Annotated in this window: 1 pseudogene; it reads left to right on the plus strand. The window is 65.3% G+C overall.

The annotated features are described in order from the left end of the window. A pseudogene (locus EOA32_RS37510) lies at positions 1–756 on the plus strand (hypothetical protein); the annotation flags it as partial.

Genomic DNA, 756 nt, shown 5'->3' on the forward strand with positions numbered 1-756 from the left:
CCCACGGGCTACTACATCGCTGGTGGCGCGCTTGCGGTGGCTTTCAGCTTTCTGACGCTGGCGCTGCTGCCGCCCGCCGCTCTTGACCGCTTCTGGCGCCGGCGCCTCTCGTTGTTCACTGTCAGCGATCACCCGCGCACCGTCCTCAGCCTGCTTTCCCTTGCCGGCTTCGTGCTTCTCATCGCCACCGGCCTGTTCGGCAGCCGTGATCCACTCTCCAACCCCTTGCCTCTGGTGATCTGGACACTGCTCTGGGCCGGTTTCACGCTGCTGCAGGGCGCACTCGGCGATCTCTGGTCCTGGCTCAACCCGTGGTACGGCCCCTGGCGTGTTGCATCTCGCGTCTTCAGCCTTCGCACTGACGAAGCCGACCCATCGCGCCTTCCCAAATGGCTCGGCTACTGGCCGGCGTTCGTCCTGTTCTTCGGCTTCGCCTGGTTCGAGCTCATCGATCCCGCGCCCGACGATCCGTCGCGCCTGGCCTTCGCCGCCGGCATCTACTGGCTGCTCAGCTTCGCCGCCATATGCGTCTTCGGCTACGAAGACTGGAGTCGGCGCGGCGAATTCCTGACCGTCTTCTTCTCCATGGTCGTCCGCTTCGCGCCTTTGCAGCGCGAGAAAGGCCGGCTCCACCTCGGCTGGCCCGGTGCGAAGCTGCTTTCCGCCTCGTCGCTGCCGGCAAGCGGCACGGCGTTCCTGCTGCTGGCGCTCTCGTCCGTATCCTTCGACGGTCTTTCCAAAACCTTCTTCTGGCTC

Origin of the sequence: Mesorhizobium sp. M1A.F.Ca.ET.072.01.1.1, from assembly GCF_004023325.1 — a bacterium.
Classification (GTDB): Bacteria; Pseudomonadota; Alphaproteobacteria; order Rhizobiales; family Rhizobiaceae; genus Mesorhizobium.